General features: G+C 53.7%; 18 protein-coding genes. 10 read left to right on the top strand and 8 right to left on the bottom strand.

The window, feature by feature from the left end; translation table 11 throughout:
- The first annotated feature begins 7 nt into the window (after window positions 1-7).
- Genes bioH through bioD form a run of 3 tightly spaced genes read left to right on the top strand, consistent with a single transcriptional unit; the run spans window position 8 to window position 2,366 of the window.
- On the top strand, window positions 8-790 hold the full coding sequence (gene bioH / locus BM022_RS04180; RefSeq protein WP_091137218.1) for a pimeloyl-ACP methyl ester esterase BioH: 783 nt from the start codon (window positions 8-10) through the stop codon (window positions 788-790).
- Window positions 791-1,666: a malonyl-ACP O-methyltransferase BioC gene (gene bioC, locus BM022_RS04175; protein WP_091137125.1), complete on the top strand. Its 876-nt coding sequence runs from the start codon at window positions 791-793 to the stop codon at window positions 1,664-1,666.
- A 19-nt stretch (window positions 1,667-1,685) separates the two neighbouring features.
- On the top strand, window positions 1,686-2,366 hold the full coding sequence (gene bioD / locus BM022_RS04170; protein WP_091137123.1) for a dethiobiotin synthase: 681 nt from the start codon (window positions 1,686-1,688) through the stop codon (window positions 2,364-2,366).
- Window positions 2,367-2,428: 62 nt separating this feature from the next.
- On the opposite strand, the gene BM022_RS04165 is transcribed toward bioD, so the two are convergent.
- Window positions 2,429-2,830 (bottom strand): phage holin family protein, encoded by a 402-nt coding sequence (locus tag BM022_RS04165; RefSeq protein WP_091137121.1) that lies wholly within the window; start codon window positions 2,828-2,830, stop codon window positions 2,429-2,431.
- A 582-nt stretch (window positions 2,831-3,412) separates the two neighbouring features.
- Between BM022_RS04165 and BM022_RS04160 the strand changes: the two genes are divergently transcribed.
- Window positions 3,413-5,659, top strand: coding sequence for an EAL domain-containing response regulator (locus BM022_RS04160; RefSeq protein WP_091137120.1), 2,247 nt, complete (start codon window positions 3,413-3,415; stop codon window positions 5,657-5,659).
- A 173-nt stretch (window positions 5,660-5,832) separates the two neighbouring features.
- On the top strand, window positions 5,833-6,606 hold the full coding sequence (locus tag BM022_RS04155; RefSeq protein WP_091137118.1) for an MBL fold metallo-hydrolase: 774 nt from the start codon (window positions 5,833-5,835) through the stop codon (window positions 6,604-6,606).
- A gap of 189 nt (window positions 6,607-6,795) precedes the next feature.
- Here the strand turns inward: BM022_RS04155 and BM022_RS04150 are convergent, their stop codons facing one another.
- The 7 genes from BM022_RS04150 to cysB form a co-directional block, all read right to left on the bottom strand.
- Window positions 6,796-6,990 (bottom strand): hypothetical protein, encoded by a 195-nt coding sequence (locus BM022_RS04150; protein WP_091137116.1) that lies wholly within the window; start codon window positions 6,988-6,990, stop codon window positions 6,796-6,798.
- Between the two features lie 223 nt (window positions 6,991-7,213).
- Window positions 7,214-7,501, bottom strand: a complete 288-nt coding sequence (locus BM022_RS04145) for a hypothetical protein (protein ID WP_091137114.1) — start codon at window positions 7,499-7,501, stop codon at window positions 7,214-7,216.
- A gap of 174 nt (window positions 7,502-7,675) precedes the next feature.
- Window positions 7,676-7,861 carry a hypothetical protein gene (locus BM022_RS04140; RefSeq protein ID WP_256208907.1) on the bottom strand — a complete coding sequence of 62 codons (186 nt, stop codon included), beginning with the start codon at window positions 7,859-7,861 and terminating at the stop codon, window positions 7,676-7,678.
- 300 nt (window positions 7,862-8,161) lie between these two features.
- Entirely contained in the window at window positions 8,162-8,389 is a 228-nt protein-coding gene (locus BM022_RS04135; protein WP_091137111.1) for a hypothetical protein, read from the bottom strand.
- A gap of 319 nt (window positions 8,390-8,708) precedes the next feature.
- Window positions 8,709-9,842, bottom strand: coding sequence for a cupin domain-containing protein (locus tag BM022_RS04130; protein WP_091137109.1), 1,134 nt, complete (start codon window positions 9,840-9,842; stop codon window positions 8,709-8,711).
- Window positions 9,843-9,918: 76 nt separating this feature from the next.
- Complete coding sequence (mutL, locus tag BM022_RS04125; RefSeq protein ID WP_091137107.1) at window positions 9,919-11,718, bottom strand: DNA mismatch repair endonuclease MutL; 1,800 nt, start codon at window positions 11,716-11,718, stop codon at window positions 9,919-9,921.
- A 108-nt stretch (window positions 11,719-11,826) separates the two neighbouring features.
- The gene (gene cysB / locus BM022_RS04120) at window positions 11,827-12,753 is read right to left on the bottom strand and encodes an HTH-type transcriptional regulator CysB (protein ID WP_091137106.1); all 927 of its coding nucleotides are present in this window, start codon (window positions 12,751-12,753) and stop codon (window positions 11,827-11,829) included.
- 518 nt (window positions 12,754-13,271) lie between these two features.
- On the opposite strand from cysB, the gene BM022_RS04115 reads away from it, so the two are divergent.
- From BM022_RS04115 to BM022_RS04100, 5 genes are all read left to right on the top strand, one after another.
- Window positions 13,272-15,362, top strand: a complete 2,091-nt coding sequence (locus BM022_RS04115; RefSeq protein ID WP_091137104.1) for a nitrite/sulfite reductase — start codon at window positions 13,272-13,274, stop codon at window positions 15,360-15,362.
- 26 nt (window positions 15,363-15,388) lie between these two features.
- On the top strand, window positions 15,389-16,105 hold the full coding sequence (locus tag BM022_RS15685; RefSeq protein ID WP_218146823.1) for a phosphoadenylyl-sulfate reductase: 717 nt from the start codon (window positions 15,389-15,391) through the stop codon (window positions 16,103-16,105).
- A gap of 93 nt (window positions 16,106-16,198) precedes the next feature.
- Complete coding sequence (cysD, locus tag BM022_RS15680; RefSeq protein ID WP_256208922.1) at window positions 16,199-17,134, top strand: sulfate adenylyltransferase subunit CysD; 936 nt, start codon at window positions 16,199-16,201, stop codon at window positions 17,132-17,134.
- Window positions 17,135-17,206: 72 nt separating this feature from the next.
- Entirely contained in the window at window positions 17,207-18,490 is a 1,284-nt protein-coding gene (cysN, locus tag BM022_RS04105; RefSeq protein ID WP_091137102.1) for a sulfate adenylyltransferase subunit CysN, read from the top strand.
- A 215-nt stretch (window positions 18,491-18,705) separates the two neighbouring features.
- On the top strand, window positions 18,706-22,251 hold the full coding sequence (locus BM022_RS04100) for an FAD-dependent oxidoreductase (RefSeq protein WP_091137100.1): 3,546 nt from the start codon (window positions 18,706-18,708) through the stop codon (window positions 22,249-22,251).
- Window positions 22,252-22,358: the final 107 nt, after the last annotated feature.

Below are 22,358 nucleotides of genomic sequence, written 5' to 3'. Positions count from 1 at the left end.
TGTAACGATGAGTCTTCACGTTGAATCTGAGGGAGCAGGCCCTGATCTTGTCTTGCTGCACGGCTGGGCAATGCATAGCGGGATATGGCGCGACGTGCGTGAGCGGCTCGCGCGGCATTTCCGCTTACATTTAGTGGACCTGCCGGGACATGGGTTCAGTTCTCCGTATCGCGCGAACCTAGAGCAAGGGATTATGGAGTACTCGGTTGAGTCGGTAGCGGAGATCTTGCCTGAAGATTGTATTCTTTGTGGCTGGTCGCTAGGCGGGCAGATCGCAATCGAACTGGCAAAACGCGATCCTGCACGGGTAAGAAAACTTGCCCTAATTTCCACGACCCCGTGTTTTGTCAAGACGGATGATTGGCAGTGGGGAATGGAAGCCGGGACGCTGCAATTATTTGGGATTAATCTGAAGCGCGACTACAAGGGCACATTGAACAGATTCCTTACTTTGCAGATTAGCGGCGGAAGCAATACGGCCGCCGTGCTCGCGCGGCTGCGCAAGAGCGTGTTTGAACGGGGAAAACCGGATGAGATCGCATTGGAGGAAGGTTTGCGGCTTCTGTTATTGAGTGACATGCGGGGTACTGTAACGTCAATTAGCCAGCCAGTGCTGCTCATACATGGCGAAAAAGATGTCATTACCCATCCCGGCGCGGCGAAATGGATGAATCAGCAGCTACCCCATTCAGAACTGATGATCCTCGACGATTGCGGGCACGCGCCGTTCTTGTCTTATCCCGATCAATTTGTGAAACACATGCTTAGACTGAAGGGTTGCGACAATTAGGTGAGTGACGACTACAGCATCGATAAGCGCTCGGTGCGGGCTGCCTTTGAACGGGCCGCAACCGGCTATGACCATGCGGCCATCCTGCAACGAGAGGTCTGCGGCCGCATGTTGTCACGGCTGGATTACATTAAATATACGCCTGATGTCATTCTGGATGCCGGCAGCGGCACCGGCTACGGCACCCGAAAGTTACTCATGCGCTATCCCGCAGCCCGCATGCTGGCGGTAGACGTTGCGCAGGCAATGCATTTGCAAGCGCGCCCGCCGGTCTCGTGGTGGCGGCAGTTGTCAGCCAAGAAGAATCAGACGAGTTATGTGGCGGGCGATATGGAACTGATGCCGTTTAAGGATTCGTGCACAGGTCTGGTGTGGTCCAACCTGACATTGCAGTGGTGCAACGACATCAAGCAAACATTTGCCGAAGTGCACCGGGTGCTGCAAACCGGCGGTTTGTTCATGTTCAGTACTCTTGGACCGGATACGTTAAAAGAGCTGCGCCACGCCTTTGGGAAAGTCGACCGTTATAGCCACGTGAATCGTTTTTTGGACATGCACGATGTGGGCGACATACTGGTACATTGCGGCTTCGCCACACCCGTCATGGATATGGAATACATCACGCTTACGTATGACGACCCCATCAGCGTTATGCGGGACCTGAAAGCCATCGGCGCGCATAATGCAACGGGAGGGAGACGGCGTGGACTAAGCGGAAAAACATCCTGGCAAGCCGTTTTGAATCGTTATGAGGCCCTGCGTACTGGGGGAAAATTGCCGGCGACGTTTGAAGTGATTTATGGTCATGCCTGGAAGCCGGAGTCGCGCAAGTCCGTGCTTACTCCCGAAACCAGGCGGCAACTGGGCCTGATGTGAGCCGGGATTCTAGTTTGCCATGATATCGGGTTATTTTGTCACTGGCACCAGCACGGGTGTTGGCAAAACGCTGGTCAGCTGTGCACTATTGCACGCTTTCGGGCTTCACGGCAAGACTGTCGTGGGTATGAAGCCGGTCGCGTCGGGGTGCGAGAACGGTCGATGTGCTGATGTCGACCTTCTGGCGGCTGCGAGTAACGTAACTATGCGGTGCGAGCAGATAAATCCTTATGCGCTGATCCCACCCATTGCACCCCACATTGCAGCAAAGCAATCGGGCATCAAAATCGATGTTGACACCATTCTCCAAGCTTGGGTCGAATTGAAAACAATTGCCGACGTCGTCATCGTCGAGGGTATCGGCGGCTTTCTGGTGCCGCTCAATGACTGCCAAGACAGCAGCGATCTGGCGCGGGCTCTGGACTTGCCGGTTGTCCTGGTGGTGGGAATGCAACTGGGTTGCCTCAATCACGCCCTGTTGACGGCGCAGGCTGTGCGCGCGGCCGGACTGACGCTGGCCGGATGGGTGGCGAACCACATCGATCCACACATGGGCGCATTTGATGAAAATGTGCTTGCGTTGGAACAGCGGCTGAATTGTCCGCTGCTGGGCGTGCTGCCGTTCGAGCCGAGCGCTGATGCAAAAAAAATATCAGGTTTGCTCAATGTCGCCGAGATGGGATCGGGTTGTTTTTATTAACGTCAACCTTATTACCGTGCGGCTGATGCACCGACAGGCTGCATCATTCGGATGCACGGTCATTAAACCATTACGCCTTGTTGTGCGGGCATATTGAGCAGGCTGTCCTCCGGGCCAAATATGAGCATGCCCACAAATATGCTGATCAGCGTGACCACGATGCTGGCAAAAAATGCGGTCCAAAAACCGGAAATCCTGAATCCCGGCACGAGCGCCGATACCAGCATCATCATCACTGCGTTGATTACCAGCAAGAAGAGACCGAATGTAACCAGCGTTAGCGGGATCGTCAGAATAACGACAACGGGGCGTATGACAGCATTGACGAGACCCAATAGTAATGCCGATATCAATAGCGATTTTTTGCTGCTGAATGAGATGCCATGAAAAATGAAACTTGTAAGCCATAGCGCAAGCGCGGTTACTCCCCAGTGCGCAAGGAATTCTCTTAAAATGTCTACCATGGCTCAGCCGTTATTTTATGCGGTCGGACAAATATCATACGATTTAATCCAGAAAGCCTGATGCTCGGGAAGCAAGGGTGTCTTCAGGCGCTTTATCCTGCGTTCACCTGCTGTCACCGGTTGAGCCCCGGTGCAGCCGGCAGCATGTCCGCACGCGGCCTCGGCTTTTTATCGGCAAATTTTACAATAGTTATCCCGCCTTCTTACTAAAAGGCTAATGTTGGGCTGGAATAGCCCCAAATTGCTGTGGATTAGAGGTGGGAAGGAGGGTGGCATGTTTTCTGCTTTACTATGCAGAAAGACCTATTCCCCGTCAAGATGCAATTTTGAGTATGTAGTGCCGCTTCATGACCAGCTCGGATATTGCTGCTTCTCATCAACAGGAATATGATGCATTCCGCAGCAACACCCCTGTGCATGGAATGGGTTTATCGCGCTGCGGCGGACAGGATATGTCGGAGCGCGACTTGATCAAGCGTGTGTGCCATAACTGTGTCGTGACGAGTCAAGTAAATACAAATATCCGTTCCCAACACTTCCAGTAGGCGAACCAACCTTCGGATATGAAATAAAAAGAATCCAATGACGTCTTCCGATATTTTTAATGCCAAAATCCTAATCGTCGACGATCGGAAAGATAACGTCGCGGTGATCCATGGCATGCTGTCGGGAGCGGGTTATACTGCAGTTGAATCCACCATGAATCCCGTTGTGGTTTGCGATCTGCACCGTGCGAAGCGATATGACCTCATCCTGCTTGATTTGATGATGCCTGTCATGGATGGATTCCAGGTAATGGAAGGGCTGCGGGGGGTTGAGGCTGAAGCGGGGCTGTCCTCGGCGCATTGCGAGCGGCTTCCCGTTCTTGTGATAACTGCGCAGCTGGAGCATAAGGAGCGGGCGTTGCAGGCGGGGGCAAAAGGTTTTATTACCAAGCCGTTTGACCGACTTGCGGTATTGACACATATACGCGATGTGCTCGAGATCAGGTTTTTGCAGAAAGAGTTGCAGCAATTTGTCGCGAATCTTGAAACCGTGCTCCACGAACGAACCGCCTCTATGCGCGAAGCTGAAGAGTTGTTCGATCAGCTTGCAGGCAACCTTCCACAGGTGTTTTGGATTTGGGATGTCGAGGATAGAACGTTGCGCTACATTAATCCTGCCTGGGAGAAGTTGACAGGGCGTCGCGTTGTGCCTGGGGATAAAGTGGAAAAATTTCTTGAAGCGGTTCATCCCGACGATCTGCAACGAGTAATTTGCGAGACAGGAGAGCTGTCCCAGGAGGGGGTGGACCACGATTACCGGTTGCTGCTTTCGGATAACAGCATCCGCTGGGTGCACTCCCGCAGCTTTCCGATCAAAGACTCGACGGGCGCACAGAAAGTAGTGGGGATTATGGACGACATCACCAATCGCAAGCACGCCGACCTGCGCTTGTTACATCTCGCCCATTACGATGCGCTGACCAGTCTTCCCAACCGGACACTGTTCTACGAGTCGCTGCGAAAACTTATCAAACAGGCTGAAATGAATCACCGCATGATTTCGGTGCTGTTTCTCGATATTGATGACTTCAAGAATATAAACGACACACTGGGGCACGCGCTTGGCGATGAGTTACTGTGTCAGTTCAGTCTTCGCTTGTCGGAATGCTTGCGTATCACGGACATGGTCGCCCGCCTGGGCGGTGACGAGTTCGGATGCATTCTAGTTACTACCGATAGCTCCGGTGATGCAGGAGTGGTGGCGAGCAAGATCAGAGAAACCCTGCGCCAGCCCTTCAATTTGGCGGGGCATCAGGCAACGGTTACAGCGAGTATCGGGATCAGCGTTTACCCAACAGACTCGCTTGATGCAGACGCGTTGGTAAAAAACGGCGATACCGCAATGTATCGGTCGAAAGAGGCGGGGAAGGACACCTATCGCTTCTTCACCGCGGAAATGAATATGCGGGCCATGGAGAAACTGGATCAGGAAAACGCCCTGCGAACCGCGCTCGATCAAAACGAATTTGTTTTACATTATCAGCCGAAGGTGGAGCTCTCCAATGGAAGAATCACCGGCCTGGAAGCCCTGATAAGATGGGAGCGGCCGGGGCATGGATTCATCGGACCACTGGAGTTCATACCGGTGCTTGAACAAACCGGGTTGATCAACCGGGTGGGAGCCTGGGTGATAGAGAGTGCATGTAAGCAGATTGCCGAATGGAGGCGTCTAGGGATGGGGGAAATTCCTGTATCGGTGAATGTTTCTGGCAGGCAGTTCTCTCAAAGCACGTTAAACCACGATGTGATCCGTGCCACTCGGGAAAATGGCGTGTCGCCGGAACTGCTTGAATTTGAGTTGCAAACAGAACGCGCGTTACGAGAGAACAGCATTGATTCCGATTTGCTGGAACTGGAGTTGACCGAGAGTTCATTGATGACGCACGCAAAAAAAACTGCACGCATTCTCAAACGGTTGAAAGCGCTGGGAATTCGAATCTCGATCGACGACTTTGGGACCGGCTATTCAAGCCTGGCTTATGTAAAGCGGTTCCCTATCGATGTGCTGAAGATCGACCGTTCTTTTATCGGTGATATTACGACGAATGCCGCAGATGCTGCGATAACAACCGCGGTCATCGATATGGCGCACAGCCTTAAGGTAAGAGTGGTCGCCGAGGGAGTTGAGACCGTTGAGCAGTATGAGTTTTTGCGTGAGCGAGGGTGTGATGAAATTCAGGGTTATTATTTCGCCCAGGCCCTTCCACCCGATGAGATAACAAAATTGTTGTTGAATGAGGGCCGGCTCATAAAGCCGGCGAACTTTGGCTTAACCAGCCTTTGATATTTTCAATCTGCTGGTCGAACCCGCCCCGGGGTTTATTTCAATCATGCCTGTATCGCGGTGATACATCTCGCTAAAATACGTTGCCATAGCCGCCCTTCAAGCGAGAGCTTGGGCATCGAAGTGTCTTTCCGCGTTAGACGCCGGTGTTATGCGATTATTCGTCCCGAAGCATGCGCTTTGCCTGTTTAGGTAGTGGTTCACAGGGAAACGGCCTTGTAGTCGAGGTAGCAAATACAAGGTTGCTACTTGATTGCGGTTTTACTCTGAAGGAAACCCTGTTCCGTCTTTCCAGGCTCGGCCTGGACCCCGAGATGATCGACGGGCTCGTGGTTACCCATGAACATGATGATCATATAGGAGGAGTTGAGCGATTTGCGCGTAAATTTCGGACACCGGTATGGTTGACTTATGGGACTCTTCGCGGGGTGGAAAGAAGATTCGCGCGGGTGCCTTCAGTCAACATCATCGAAGGCTACCAGCGTTTCTCCATAGGAAGTATCGAAGTCGAGCCTTATCCGGTTCCGCACGATGCGCACGAACCTGCGCAATTCGTATTCGGGGATGGCGCATTCCGATTAGGCGTACTGACCGACACGGGACGTTCAACGCCCCATATCGAGGCAACGTTAAACCGGTGCGATGCGTTGGTGCTCGAATGCAACCACGACGCGAATATGCTTGCGAACGGAGATTATCCCCACCGTCTAAAACAGCGCGTGGGGGGTCGTTTCGGCCACCTGGAGAATACCGCCTCCGGTGAACTGCTTGCGAGCCTCGATTGCAGCCGCCTCCAACATGTCATCGCGGCTCATTTAAGCCAGAAAAACAACACCCCATTACTGGCACGATCAGTGCTGAGCCGTGCCTTGAATTGCGGTGGTGACTGGATCGGCGTGGCTGACCAGAACGACGGCTTTGGCTGGCGTCAGCTAAGCAACCTCTAAACAGGTCTTCACCCGGATAGTGGCCACGCAGCTAGGCAACGGCGGTGGGGCGCTTTTAAAAATCCGTGCCCTTCGGGGTACAGATCTAAAAGCCGACCCCAAATGTAAAGGCCGCCCTAGGGCGGCCTTTATTTGCAAGGTCTGAATTCTGGTCAAGTCTGGTTTTGCCAGCTGACGCTTAGATACGCATTATTTTCCTTCGCTTGCGTCCGGCGCTTCCGACGCCGGTGCACCTGCGTCAGGAGCCGGCGCCGAGGGCGCACCCTGTTGCGAGGTGATCTTAGAAAAATTCTCTTTTTCCTGTTCCGGAAGCGCTTGGTTCGGCTTACCACAGGCAGTCATCATTAGCGCAGCCAAGGTAGCAGCGACGAGCGTAAGTCTCATTGTTTAATACCCTCAAAAAGTTGGTGATAAGACATAATTATATGATAAAACCAAGTCTTGCTTCAAGCTCCAGCAGACCCGGTAAGCCTTCACTGCCATGGCGGGAACGCGCGGCGAGCGGAAGCGTGGACATACGACCTGCTACTGCATATACCCTACAAATCAGCGTTTTACCCAATAAAAAAGCCATCCCTGAGGATGGCTTTTTTAAGCGCGATTGTTCCTAGTGGCCTTCGGGAATGGGGCTTTTGCCCGGCGGCAGGGGGTTGCCATTGCCATCGAGTGCATGGCCGGGAAGCACGGCTTGACCGGAATATTCATCCTCGCCTTCAGCAGCGGGAGCGGCGGCGGTTTGTTCGCTTGGGGATCCTTTCCGTGTTTCATCCAACGTGGCACCTTCTTCGGTTCTGGTGCCATATGTCGTCGAATTTTCGGGCAGTGCTTGTTTAGGTCTGTCGCATGCCGTGAGAGCGATAGCCACCAAAGCGGCGGCAAGGAATGTGAGTTTCATTATCGGGGCGTCCTTAATAAAATGGGAAATAGAGTGCAACGAACCTTATTATATAGTAAAAACCCCGCTGACCAATCGAAATTTACGCTAACTGATCTATATTGATTCTGGTTTCGCTGTTCGCGGAGTTAATTTTTAATAGTTGGATGTTTCGAAGAACATTAGCCCTATTATTTATTTGGCCGGCTCTTCTTTTTTGACGTTTGTGTCAGCGCCTTCCTTATCCAGTTCGTCAAATTTCGGGGCCGAATCACGTTCAGCCATGGCAGAGGGAGGCGGCTTATCCATCGGGTGCTTTTTATACTCACAACCAGTGAGCATCAATGCCGCCACAGCAGCAACGAGGAGCGGGTATTTCATTATATGTCGTCCTATAGTCCAGAAAAAGGTGGTGTAACAAAGCCTAGTGTAACAAAAGCCTCGGAGTCGTTCAAATCTGAAAGGGGATCAGGAACGTGCAAAAACGGGTGCTTGTCGAATACCATCGCGATGAAGGGTCTGATTCACGGCGTCAAAGGGGTTGGAGAAGGGGAAGGGTGTGGACGACCTGTCAGCGTTTCAGTCCGCTGAGCATGGTCCGGAGAGTGGTTTTTGTAAGCGAATTCGACAAAAAAATGCCGTCCCGAAGGACGGCTTTTTTTAAGTTGCGTATTTGCATTGTTATTTGGGTGCATCTGCCGGGGGTTGTTTCGCGGCTTGTCCCCCTCCACCGGCAGCTTCTTTTTGCGCAGCTTCAATATCCGCATCACTAAGTTGTCCTTCGCGTTTTTCCCATAGGCTGGGCGGGTATTGCCCGGGCTTTCCTTCGCCGGGTTTATGCTCTTTCATTTGATCACATGCGCTGAATGTGAGTGTCACCAGTGCAGCAGCGAGGAGCGAGTACTTCATTTTTTTAATCTCCTTTATAGATTTAACGAGTCACGGGAAAATTTAAGTATTTCGGCCATTCAAATCTGAGACGAGCACCATCTTAACAGCCACTATCTTAATAGCAGAATTCAGAAATGTTGTCTAGTCGTTGTATCCCAGAGCCATAAGTGGTAGTAACGGGGGTCTGCAAAAATAAGGGCTTGCCCCATTTTATTGCTGCGGTTTTTTTTGCAATTCAAGCACCAGGGTGACAGGCTGGTCAAAATTTTCGGTCACGCTTCTCAATTGAAAAGCTCGCGCGAAGTGTTTCTGCAGCAGTTGATTTAAAAATCGGGAATCACCGCGCTGGCCGTCCTTCTAGCTCTAGCTCAACATATCCGTAAGTATACCATTGATAAAGCAGGGTAAGGGTTTCAAATTCTTCCACGTCCTGCAATATGAATAGATCGGCGAGCTGTTCCAATTGCCTGTGAGCGGCGGCTCCGGCCGTGTATACGTCGCCGTTTAAAAAAATGTTCTTCTCGCCGCACAGCATGCGGCTTTTCAGATTCAGTTTAAGGCGGCCTTTACAAACCTGAAGTTCGAATTCACGTTGACTCATGGGATGCGAAGGCGGGGTAAAAAAAACGTGGGGTTTGGGATCGGTGAGATATATCCCAATAAAACGTTCCACGTCCTCACCGTTCCATTTGATCTTGTTCAGGGTTGCGCCCACGTGACGCAACATGTCCCGACTGATCCGGGCCGGGTGAGGCTGCATGCGGAGATGCGGATCGCTATACATTCCTTCCATTACCACATGATCCTGGAGATACACTAGAAACTGGGTTGCAAGTTCCTGATGGGCTGGCGCTCTGAATCCAACGGAATAGGTCATGCATGGTTCTTTCGCTATGCCGTTATGGGCGTAACCGGGTGGTAGATACAGCATATCGCCCGGTTCCAGTATCCACTCCTGTTCGGGCCTGAAGTCACGCAGGATTTTTAACGGCGCAACGTCAACCAGTCTCTTATCCTGTTGGGCGGACACTTGCCAAAGCCGGCGTCCCGGCCCCTGTAGGAGAAACACGTCGTATGAATCAAAATGGGGACCCACGCCCCCCCCTTCGGGCGCATAGCTGATCATCAGATCATCCAGGCGCGCGTACGGGATAAACTGAAAATTCATGAGTAATTCACGCGCGGAAGGTAGGAAATGGTTAACGTCCTGCACCAGCAATGTCCAGTTTTTGTTGGACAGACGAGAAAAATCGCGATTGGTAAACGGACCGGTCCGAACATCCCATTTCTTATTCCTTTGCGTGACCAGCCGCGATTGGGCTTCGTCTTCGCAAGCCAGGCGGATGAGTTCGTCACGGCTGAGTAACCCCTTGAAGCCGGGGACGGCACCCCGGATCAGTAATGGTTTCTTTTGCCAGTAATTGCGCAGAAAGTGAGTTGGAGAGATTCCTCCCAGAAGCTTTATTGTCATCGTTGCGGGTAGCGTGAGAATGGAGGGTTTTGAAAGTGGCTGTACGGGAAGGATGGGCGCTGCTGGGCAAAGAAATTTATCTGCCGCGCATGAACATCCTGTCGAGATCGGCAAAGCTGATTTCGAACCACGTCGGCCTGCCGTGATTGCACTGCCCGGCACGCTCGGTTATTTCCATTTCACGCAGCAGCGCATTCATTTCCGGAAAGGTCAGCATGCGGTTGGCGCGAACTGCGCCGTGACAGGCCATCGTCGAAAGAAGTTCGTTGCGTCTGCTCGTCAGTGCCTCGCTGGCGCCAAATTCGCGTATGTCGTCCAGCACTTCGCGAGCCAGTTTAATTATATCGGCATCCTTGAGCGTCACGGGTATGCCGCGAACCACTAACATCGTTGGTGAGAATACATATATTTCGAAGCCAAGTTCACGCAGGGTGACAGGGTTTTCTTCAACAGTCGCAATATCCAGGCTGGTTGCATGGAACGTGGCGGGGATCAGCAGAGGCTGCATCACAACCGCTTCGCTATCCAGCGCCAATTTCAGTTTCTCATAAAGGATGCGCTCATGTGCGGCGTGCATGTCAACGATAACCAGACCCCGTTCATTTTGCGACAGGATGTAGGTACCGAGAAGCTGCCCGAGGGCAAAACCTAATGGGAGGTCAGCCTGCTTGCCGTCATCGCCCTGCGTTGATCCAAATTCTGATTCTGTGTTAGGGGTTTCCGCCCGGAATAACGTCGAATAGAACGCAACTGATTGGGCAACGCCCGGCGGAGGTTTAAGCGGAATGATATTTTGTCGCGGGTAGCTGGAAAACGCGTCTGCTGTCTTTTCAATTGCCGTTCTGCCTGGAGTCTGATGATGAGCGGAAATGGAGGCGGAGGATACGTGGCTGGGGGAGGCAAGGGCCTTGTCGATGGCATGAAAAATGAATTGATGCAGTGCGCGCGGATCGCGGAATCTGACTTCGGTTTTTGTTGGATGGACATTCACATCCACGCCATTTGGATCAATCTCGAGAAACAGGACAAAAGCGGGATGCCGGTCGAGATGGAGAATATCCCGGTAGGCCTCGCGTATGGCGTGCGCAATCAGCTTGTCGCGCACGAACCGGCCATTTACGAAGAAGTATTGTGCGTCCCTGGCAGATCGGGAATAGGCGGGCAGCGCTGCCAAGCCGGATAACCGCAGGTGGGCTGCATGACTGTCGATAAATACCGAGTTTTGATTGAATTCTTCCCCCAGCACGGCTGTGATGCGGGTTCTTGCATCAGCAGCGGGTAAACGGCTGCGTACGAGGCCGTTGTGTTGCAGGGTGAACGCGATATCGCATCGCGATAAGGCGATCCGTTTAAACGCTTCTTCACCGTGAGAAAATTCGGTCGCCTCACTCTTCAGAAATTTACGCCTTGCCGGCGTGTTGAAGTAGAGATCATGCACTTCCACCGTCGTGCCGTTGTCCCGCCCCATGGGTTCAGGCGGGGATAAATGGCCTCCCTCGATCTCTACCCGCCAGCCGTGGATTTCCCCCGCCCGGCGGCTTGCCAGCGTCAGCCGCGATACTGCTGCGATACTGGCGAGCGCCTCGCCCCGGAAACCAAGACTTGCTACATTCTGCAAGTCCTCAAGCGTGGTGATCTTGCTGGTCGCGTGTCGCGAAAGTGCAAGAGCCATCTCATCTCTGGCAATTCCCGTTCCATTGTCGGCGACACGGATCAGTTTGGTTCCACCCTGGAAAAGCTGCGCCGATACTTCCGTAGCGCCGGCATCAATACTATTCTCCAGTATCTCCTTAAGCGCGGACGCGGGGCGCTCTACCACTTCTCCAGCGGCAATCTGGCTGATGAGCAGGTCGGGTAGCAACTTGATGGCAGTCATGTGTGCATTAGCCACGGTGTGCCGACATTATAACGTGCGCACGGTACGGATAACGCGCACTGCCTGACAACGCCTCGAAGTTTCGGCCGTCCCTGCACGTGAACAGGGTCAGAGGCGCTCCTGCATTGCGGCGGTCACCACCTTATGGTCGAGATGTGGAGCGAAGAGCTCAATAAACTCATAGATATAGCCACGCAAGTAGCTGTTGCGGCTGATGCCGATCCGGGTGGTACTTGCCTCGAACAGATGACTTGCGTCGATCGCCCTGAGGTGCTTGTCGCGCTTGGGCTCGAACGCCATTTGCGCAAGTATGCCCACGCCGAGCCCGAGTTCCACGTACGTTTTGATTACATCGGCGTCTATCGCAGTTAAGACGACGTTGGGCGTTAATCCCTTCGCATCGAATGCCTGATTGATTTTGGAGCGGCCGGTAAAAGCAAAATCATACGTAACGATGGGGTGCTGCGCGATGTCCTCCAGCGTCAGTTTTTCGAGCTTAAGCAACGGGTGCCGCGATGGGACCACAATGCAACGGTTCCATTGGTAGCAAGGCAGCATTACGAGTTCATCAAAAAGTTCGATGGCCTCCGTCGCAATTGCGATATCCGCAACACCGGAGGTGACCAGCTCGGCTATCTGGGTGGGGTTGCCTTGACGCAAAATTAATTTCACCTTTGGGTAGCGTGCGGTAAAATGCTTGATTGTGGCGGGTAATGCATACCTCGCCTGAGTATGGGTGGTGGCGATGGTGAGAGAGCCGCTCGCTTCATCGGCGAATTCCTGGCCGATCTTTTTCAGGTTCTTTGCGTCTCGCAACATCCTATCTGCGACCTCAAGGATCGCCAATCCTGGTGGTGTAATCTTGACCACGCGTTTGCCGTTTCGCACAAAGATATCTATTCCCAGCTCATTTTCCAGAAGGCGGATCTGCTTGCTGATTCCCGGCTGAGAGGTGTGCAGAATTTCTGCCGCCTTAGACAAATTCAAGCCCTGGTTGGCGACCTCGCGTAAATAGCGCAGCTGTTGTAATTTCATAATTTTTGAATCTTAATAACGTTAGGTTATGTAAATCTAACATAATATTCTTTTGAGATATATATGTTCATTGCTATTATGCCAGGTTCGAGGCACTATATGAGGTTGCTTGCCGTGGGTAGAATAGGACATAGGTGGCGGAGGGCGTTGATAACAAGGACCGATCCGAGTAGGAACAGCCGCGACTGTGCTGGAAATTCCGATGAAAATCAAACGTTCCTGCAACTCGGTAGCGCCCGCCCCCCGTGAAAAACAATACGTTCGACCTAGAGCCCGGCCGGCTTACCTGGATAACGATGGTTCGTTGCGATCTGTGTGCGGTAGCCGACGAAGTTTGAACATCATTCCTAGATAAAGGATTTTTGCGGCTTTTTTCTATTTTGTGGTTAGGAGTTGTTAGGTGACAGGTATCGGCAGCAGTCCCAGGCAGTTCCAGTTAGTATAAAGCAGAACTTGAGGTTAGGTTTTTTGACTTTTTGGGCCGCGTGCTGATATAGCGTTAAATTGTGGAGGCATATATGGATCATTTGAATCTCGCTAACGAGGAAGAAATTAATTCGTTCGATCAGGCGCTTGGAGATTTCCGGGATCTGCGCATGGATGTCGATCGTTTTACCGCCACACGCCTGCAAATGGGGATTTATGGGCAGCGGCAGGAAGGCGTCAACATGGTTCGCATCAAGCTTCCGGGGGGACGTCTTAACGCGCCTCAGCTGGGCGTGATCGCCGATATGCTGGAAAAATACGCGCGCCATGATGTTGTGCATATCACCACCCGGCAGGATATTCAAATGCATTACGTGCCGCTGGAGGATACGCCGGCAGTGCTTCGCCATTTGGCCACCGCAGGGTTGACGACTCGCGAAGCGTGCGGCAATACCATCCGTAACGTTACGGCATGCCCGCTATCCGGCGTGTGCCCTCGCCAGCATGTCGATGTCAACGAACATCTCGATGGCGCAGTGCAGCACTTCCTGCGCAACCCGCTGACACAGCAGATGCCGCGTAAATTCAAGATCAGCTTTTCCGCGTGCGAGTCCGATTGCGCGCAGGGGATGATGCACGATATGGGAATCGTCGCGGTGCGCGACGGCGACCGCTTTGGTTTCAAGGTCTTGGCTGGGGGCGGGCTCGGGCATAAGCCACACGAGGCGATCGTGGTGGAGGAATTTATTGAAGAAAAGGATCTGCTTCCGGTCATGGAAGCAATCATCTCGTTGCACAATCGCTATTCGGACCGCGTCAAGCGCGCCAAGGCGCGGATCAAGTTCCTCGTGGACAAATTCGGTCCGGAAGGGTTCGTCGAGAAATATCGCGAAGAATTGGGACGTACCAAAGCGGCGTTGGCGACGCTGGAGTACCCCAGGGGCGAATGGAGCGCTGGTTTGGATAGCGAAGTCCCCGGCATGGGCGCCCCCCGCCATGTGTTCGCCCAGAAACAGAGTGGTTATTACGTTTTTCCCATCAGCGTGCCCATGGGTAATTTGAACGTTATGCAATTGCGCGGCCTCGCGGGTATTGCCGAGGCTCATGGGTTGCATGATATACGCGCGACCCAGGATCAAAATATGTTTTTCGCGAATGTGCCGGAGGCCAAGATCGAAATTTTGCGATCCGCCCTGGCTGAACTGGGGCTGGGCGAGCCCCAGATAGGCGATAATGTTGTCGCGTGCCCGGGGACTTCCACGTGCCGGTTGGGCATCACTTCAAGCACAATCTTAGCGCCCAAGCTAAATGGTGGTTCGCAGGATCTGAAAATCCGTGTTTCTGGATGTCATAACGGCTGTGCGCAACCCGAGGCTGGCGATATCGGCATTTATGGCGAAGGCAAGCGCATGCATGGCAAGCTCGTGCCCCACTACCAGATGTATTTCGGTGGTAATGCCATGGCCGGTGGCGCATTGGCGATCAAAGGCCCATCGATACCCGCTGCCCGGATCGAGACAGCGGTGGCACGGGTGAAGTCTGCTCACCTAGCCAACGGCGAGGCGGGAGAAAGCTTCTCTTCCTGGATACGGCGTGTAGGCAAAGAATATTTGACTGGCGTGCTGGCGGACTTAGCGGATGTGAAACCGGAAGAACTGGATTCGGTCCTGCGCGACCATGGCAAGGACGGTGATTTCAAGGTATTGCAACTGGGGGGTGGCGAGTGCGCGGGAGTCAGCCAGGTAAAGATAGGTTCAAGCTTTTTCGATGCGGCTCACGAGCGTAATTATCGGGACGCGCTCAAGTTTCAACGCAAATTCGAGGATTCAGCGAAGTGTGCCGAGGAGATCGCCCGATTGATTGGTCAAGGAGTGAGTGAGTTAGTTGGTGGCCGAAAATACGATGGCCTCGTGGAGCAGGCGGAAGAGTTACGCCGGGTACTGCCTACCAAATCGCGTTTATCCCGGCAACTGGCAAAATTCGCCGAGGACTTCGCGCGTCCGGCAGCAGAGCTGAATGATGCGCTGCTGACCGAATGGTACAGCGAACTGGACACATGGACCATGGAGGCGGCCGAGTTTTGCCTCGGGTTCGACCGGCAGCTTGACTTGGCCGGCGCGCTGCCGCTGGCAGCGTCAGCCAAATCACCAGCTCAGCGGGCACAGTCGTCGGTCAACGTTTGATAACCTGCTAGCGATTGAGCCAGCGTATGAGTCTTGACCATAAGATTACAGCGGTACGCACCCTGCTGGATACCGCCCAGGAAGATTACGCGCCTGTTACCTTCGCCTGCAGCTTCGGCGCTGAGGACATGGTGTTAACGGACCTGATCGCCCGCCACTATCCTTCCATCAGCATGTTTACCTTGGATACGGGTCGGCTGCCTGAAGAAACGTATAGCCTGATGAGACAAGTTGCGGAGCGTTACGGAATACGTATTCCAGTATTTTTTCCGAATTCTGCCGTAATTGAGGCGTATGTTGCGCAGAACGGGCCCAACGGATTTTATGACAGCATGGAACTTCGGAAACAATGCTGCCACATACGCAAGGTTGAGCCGCTGAAACGTGCATTGAGCGGAAAGCGTGCCTGGATAACAGGTTTACGCCGGGATCAGGCACCGACCAGAAAGGATCTCGCCGAGGTGGAATTCGATGCCGACAACGGTTTGCACAAATTCAGCCCGCTGCTGGACTGGAGCCTGCCCGAGGTATGGGACTATCTCAAACAATTCGGTGTTCCCTACAATCTGCTACACGACAAAGGTTACACGAGCATCGGCTGCGCTCCATGCACGCGAGCCATTACGCCCGGGGAGGATGTCCGCGCGGGTCGTTGGTGGTGGGAAGATCCGGAAATCAAGGAGTGCGGCTTGCATCCGGACAAGCGACACAGACAAGCTTCGGTTTTGAGAAACACGGGCTAAGCCTACGCCCGAAGACTCTGGGACTCTGGATTAACGATGGATATTATATTTAACGATATGGAAGAATTTATTACGCCTGTTCCAAGTGTTCTCATGAAGACTGAACCGATTGCCATTAAATGCCGCATGGCACGCCATCTAGGTCATCTGGACGCGCTTGAAAGCGAAGCCATCCATATCATGCGGGAGGTGGCTGCCGAATGCGCCAATCCAACCTTGCTATTTTCAGGCGGCAAGGATTCTATCGTGCTACTGCGTCTTGCCGAAAAAGCCTTTCGTCCCGGCCGCTTTCCATTTCCGTTACTGCACGTGGATACAGGGCATAACTTTCCGGAAGTGATCGAGTTTCGCGACCGCCGCGTCAAGCAGCTGGGCGAGCGTTTAATCGTGCGCAGCATGGAAGACTCCATCAGGCAGGGAAGAGTGGTATTGCGCTCGGAAAAACAGAGCCGCAACCCATTTCAGTCTGTGACACTGCTGGACGCCATTGCGGAATTCCGGTTTGATGCCTGTATCGGCGGGGCGCGCCGCGACGAGGAAAAAGCTCGGGCCAAGGAACGCATATTTTCGTTCCGGGATGAATTTGGTCAGTGGGATCCCAAGAACCAGCGCCCCGAACTGTGGGATCTCTATAATACCCGGGTACACCCCGGCGAAAACATTCGTGTATTTCCCATTAGCAATTGGACCGAGCTCGACGTATGGGAATATATTGCGCGCGAAGACCTGGAGGTGCCCGAAATCTATTTCGCCCATACGCGGGATGTGATCAGGCGGGGCGCCGGGCTTCTGCCGCTATCCCACCTGATTGATCTGAAGGAAGGCGAGAAAGTGGAGAATCTGATGGTGCGCTTTCGCACCGTGGGTGACATGAGCTGCACCTGTCCAGTCGAGTCCGCTGCCGTCAGTGTGGGCGAGATTATCGCGGAAACAGCCATAACGCGGATTACCGAGCGGGGCGCGACGCGCATGGATGACCAGACGTCAGATGCGTCCATGGAACTGCGGAAGAAAGAGGGCTATTTCTGACGCTGGCGTTATGAATAGACGTCGTTTTGATGCGGAAAAGCGTTAACCGGGATTTTTCCAGAAGAGTTTTAAATGTCAGCCATAGAAAGTGTTTCCTTTGATCATACGGAATTATTGCGTTTCATCACCGCCGGTAGCGTGGATGATGGCAAAAGTACCCTGATCGGTCGCTTGCTGCATGACTCGAAGTCCATTTTCGAGGATCAGTTGAGCGCCATTACGCACACCTCGCAGAGGCGCGGAATGGAAAACGTTGATTTATCCCTGCTCACCGATGGATTGCAGGCCGAGCGTGAACAGGGCATCACGATCGACGTGGCTTATCGGTACTTCGCGACCCCAAAGCGAAAATTCATCATTGCCGATACGCCGGGCCATGAACAGTATACCCGCAACATGGTGACAGGGGCTTCCACGGCCAATCTCGCCATCATCCTCGTTGACGCGCGCAAGGGCGTGCTCACCCAGTCGCGGCGGCACGCCTACCTTGCAAGCCTCGTCGGCATCCCTCATCTGGTGGTGGCGGTTAACAAGATGGATCTGGTGGATTATTCCCGCGAAGTGTTCGAGCGAATCTACGAGGATTTCGACGCTTTTGCCAAGGGACTCGAACTGAGAAATATCGCTTATATTCCGATGTCGGCTTTGAATGGCGATATGGTGGTGGAACGCGGGGGACGGCTCGACTGGTACCAAGGTCCGACATTGATGGATCTGCTGGAAAATGTTCCCATCGACCACGACATCAACCTCGAAGATTTCCGGTTCCCGATACAGTTGGTGTGCCGGCCGCAAACAGAGGTGTTGCATGATTTCCGGGGTTACATGGGACGTATCGAATCTGGTTTCATCAGCGTAGGCGACGCGGTGAAGGTTCTGCCATCGGGGTTGACTTCGCGTGTCAAGGAAATTGTCACCTATGACGGCAACCTGGATGAAGCGGTCGCGCCCCAGTCGGTTACATTGACGATTGAAGATCACCTTGATATCTCCCGTGGAGACATGCTGGTCAAACCGATCGATGTTCCGCCGGTTAAAAAGGAGTTCGAGGCGGTGTTGTGCTGGTTGTCTGAGCAAAGCCTCGACCTACGGCGCAAGTATCTCATCAAACATACGACGCGCACGGTTAAGGCGCTGGTTTCCGGGATAGCGTATCGCGTAGATGTCAACACATTGAAGCATGAGGCTGCTGATACGTTGAAAATGAACGATATCGGGCGGGTGCTGTTCAAAGTGCATCAGCCTCTAGCATGCGACCCGTATCAGCGTAACCATGCCACTGGTAGCTTTATCGTTATAGACGAAGGCAATAATAATACTGTTGCTGCGGGCATGATCTGTCCACCGAGCGATTGAGAACCGAATCTCAAACACTTATCGCCGCGCGACGCAGAAATTATTGAGGGAGGCTGAAAAGGCGGACAAGGCGGAAAAAGCCTTTCCGCTTTTGTATTTACGGCCGTGAAAAGCACAAATTGAAAAGGGTTATAAAACTTTAAGGATAATAACGATCCAAAATTTATCTGGATACGCTTTTCATTTTTTTTACCTTCACTTTTAATGACTTTATCATGACAAGTTCAGAACTGGCTTCCAACCCGTCGTCGGCAACCGATGGGGCTTTCCCCGCGCTTGGATTCGGAATGGCTTTTGCGGATCTTTACCGTCGCGAAGGGCTCGTTAAACTCGATCAGGCATTTCTTCAGTTTATGGGCGAAGGAGAAGAAGGGCTGCGCATTCGCCTGGACCACGCTCGCGCCCATCCCGATAGTCTGGATCGCAAGGAGGAAGCTGCGCTGCTGATTGAGATCGGACCATGGATGGACGATTTCATCGCCAGGCTGTTTGGTATTGAGAAAGAAGTAGCCGCCCTTGCCGAACGACATCATCAGCTCGCCCCGCTTTATACCTGCAAAAGATTGTTCGTTCAACGCCGGGCGATGAACAAGGTAAGCGAGGCAGAGGTTGCACAAATGGATGGGGTTGCGCTGGAACAAAAGCTGGCCGCTGAATTGGATGCGCCTTTTTCAGAGCTGGCGTTCGCGCGCAAGGTAACGGAATGGCTGTTGGATGAAGCGGGAAACGAAGAACGGCTGAAGGACGCCCTGCTATACGCTGCCTGGGCATTGAAAACGTCCGCCGGCCGGGAGCGGAATCGGGATGGTGTATTGTTCAAGGCGCCGGCAAAACTCGATTTCCTGCATCTTTTGTCGACCGACACCGACAGCAGCGCCGGCTATACCGTTCACAGTCTTCATCATATACGACGGCGGGAGGGATTCGCCCTTACTGATCCGGGCACGGATCTCGTAGGCGCGCTGGATGAAGCCAATTACTGCATCTGGTGCCATGAGCAGGGAAAAGATTCATGCTCCAAGGGCATGAAGGAGAAACCAAAAACACCCGGGGAGGCCTCATCCTTTAAAAGAAGCCAGCTCGGCGTCCTGCTGACCGGGTGTCCGCTGGAAGAGCGCATTTCCGAATTTCATAAGCTGAAGACCCAAGGTGTCGCCATCGGCGGCCTGGCCATGATCGTCATCGACAATCCCATGTGCGCGGGCACCGGCCATCGGATTTGCAACGATTGCATGAAGTCCTGCATATACCAGAAACAGGAACCGGTCGATATTCCTCAGGCTGAGACACGTACCCTCAAGGATGTGTTGGAGCTGCCTTGGGGTTTTGAAATTTATAGCCTTATCACCCGATGGAATCCGCTCAATTTACGACGACCTCTGCCCAAGGCGCCTACCGGTAGGAAAGTACTGGTAGTGGGAATGGGCCCCGCTGGGTATACCCTGGCGCATCACTTGATGAACGATGGCCACGCGGTGGTGGGTATCGATGGCCTCAAGATTGAGCCGTTGTCGCCGGAAATCTGCGGGGTGAATCGGGAAGGCGGGCGTGTTCCATTCCGCGCCATCCGGAACGCGGACGAGCTTGCCGAAAACCTGGATGAGCGCATGCCGGGCGGTTTTGGGGGTGTCGCCGAATATGGCATTACGGTGCGCTGGAACAAAAATTTCCTAAAGCTGATCCGCCTGCTTCTCGAGCGAAGAGAAGAGTTTGCGCTTTTCGGCGGTGTTCGCTTTGGCGGAACACTCACCGCCGATGACGCGTTCGCGATGGGTTTCGACCATGTCGCGCTGGCCGCAGGCGCGGGACGCCCCACAGTCCTCGATCTGCCCAACGGTCTCGCGCGCGGTGTCCGGGCTGCCTCGGATTTTCTGATGGGGTTGCAGTTGACAGGCGCGGCTCAGACCAATTCAGTCGCCAACATGCAGTTGCGTCTGCCTGTGGTGGTAATCGGCGGAGGTCTGACCGCGATTGATACCGCCACCGAAGCGCTTGCCTACTATCCGGTGCAGGTAGACAAATTCCTGCGGCGTTACGAAATTCTCACTGCGGTGCAGGGGGAAGCAGCGATCCGTTCGGCATGGGATGAGGAAGAGCGCGAAATCGCTGAGGAATTTCTCGATCATGCCCGTGCCATTCGCGCGGAGCGCAGGGCGGCGGAACTGGAGGGGCGCACGCCACGTATTCTGGAGCTGCTGCAATCCTGGGGAGGCGCCACAATCGCTTACCGCAAGCGGCTTATCGACAGTCCCTCCTATACGCTCAACCACGAAGAGGTCGAGAAAGCGCTCGAGGAGGGGATATGGTTCGCGGAAGGCCTCACGCCGGTGCGGGTAGAAACTGATCAATGGCAGCATGCGAAGTCTGTGCAGTTCGCGGTGCAGACGCTGGATGAAACAGGATCGTGGCAACCGACCGGACACGCGATTTTGCCAGCCCGTGCGGTTCTCGTGGCTGCGGGGACGCAACCTAACACCGTGCTCGCGAGGGAAGACGAGAAAAATTTCAAGCTCAACGGCCGCTATTTTAATGCGTGCGATGAAAATGGGGACCCGGTCAACCCGCCGCGCGCAAATCCCAAGCCGGAAAATCCCGGTGTACTGCTGAGCCGGTATGACGATGGTCGGTTCATCAGTTTTTTCGGAGACCTGCATCCTTCCTATTCTGGCAATGTGGTAAAGGCCATGTCCAGCGCCAAGCAAGGCTATCCGGTGGTAAGCCGGGTGCTCGAACGTGTTGCCCCGGCATCCTCGAAGCCGGCATGGTTGTTCTTTGCTGAAATGAACGGACAGCTGCGAGCCACGGTGCATAAGATCGAGCGTCTTACACCCAACATCATCGAAGTGGTCGTTCATGCCCCGATGGCGGTGGAGCGTTTTCATCCCGGCCAGTTCTATCGTTTCCAGAATTTTGCAACGCTCGCCGCCTCCGCGGGCGATACCAAGCTGGCAATGGAGGGGATCGCCCTGACCGGCGCCTCGGTTGACGTAGGGCGGGGGTTGGTGTCGTTGATCGCGCTGGAAATGGGAGGCTCAGCCGATTTGTGCGCGAAGCTCAACCCTGGCGACCCGGTGGTATTAATGGGACCTACCGGAACGCCCACCGAGATCCTGCCGGACGAGACCGTCATCCTGGTGGGTGGAGGACTTGGAAATGCCGTGTTATTTTCAATTGGGGCTGCGGCACGGGCGGCGGGATCGAAAATCCTGTACTTTGCCGGGTACAAGAAACTGATCGACCGTTATAAAGTAGCGGAAATCGAGGCAGCTGCCGACGTGGTAGTCTGGTGCTGCGACGAGGCGCCCGGGTTTGAGCCTTCCCGGCCGGGTGATCTCAGTTATGTGGGCAACATCGTCGCGGCGATGGCCGCTTATGGAAGTGGCGCGTTGGGGCCCCAGAAAATTCCCTTGGCAGACGCCGATCGTATCGTCGCGATCGGCTCCGACCGGATGATGGCGGCAGTGGGTGCCGCACGCCACAACAAGCTTCGGCCTTACTTGAAAACAGATCATTTTGCCATTGGGTCCATCAATTCGCCCATGCAATGCATGATGAAGGAAATCTGCGCACAGTGCCTTCAGCCCCACAAGGATCCGGAAACGGGAGAGGTGACGTACGTCTTTTCCTGCTTCAACCAGGATCAACCGCTCGACCAGGTGGACTTTGGTGGCTTGGCGTCGCGTTTACGCCAGAACAGCGTGCAGGAGAAGCTGACGACCCGCTGGATCAGTCATTGTCTGGAGAAAAACCAGGTCGCGTGAAATCGCAATGAGGGGCGGTTCTGTTAGAAATCGCCGCATTCATCAGCTTCAGGTTCATTTATAATCCGACCTTCTTGATGGATGAGGGAGTAACAGTGATGATGTTA

The organism is Nitrosospira sp. Nsp14 (genome assembly GCF_900113575.1).
Classification (GTDB): domain Bacteria; phylum Pseudomonadota; class Gammaproteobacteria; order Burkholderiales; family Nitrosomonadaceae; genus Nitrosospira.
This window is presented reverse-complemented; position numbering and strand designations above follow the sequence as displayed.